General features: G+C 60.0%; 1 protein-coding gene. It reads left to right on the plus strand.

Annotated elements, in window-relative coordinates; genetic code table 11:
- On the plus strand, positions 1 to 260 hold a 260-nt coding region (locus tag ACCD03_RS25570; RefSeq protein ID WP_413413288.1), incomplete at both ends, for a carboxylesterase family protein.

Below are 260 nucleotides of genomic sequence, written 5' to 3' on the forward strand. Positions count from 1 at the left end.
TTCAAGGGCATACCTTATGGGGATACCACGGAAGGCGAGAATCGTTGGTTGCCGGCCAAGCCGCCGCAGCGATGGACCGACGAATATCACGCGCTCGCCTACGGCGCGAACTGTCCGCAGACGTTGCACAATTTTCGCGCGGTGGAGCACACTTTCCTGCAGCAATGGACCGACGGTTTCCTCGGCGAGGACATGCTGAAGCTCAACGTCTGGTCCCCGTCTCTGTCCGGCAGCCGGCCAGTGATGGTTTATTTCCACGG

The organism is Ralstonia sp. Ralssp135 (genome assembly GCF_047304345.1).
GTDB lineage: Bacteria > Pseudomonadota > Gammaproteobacteria > Burkholderiales > Burkholderiaceae > Ralstonia > Ralstonia chuxiongensis.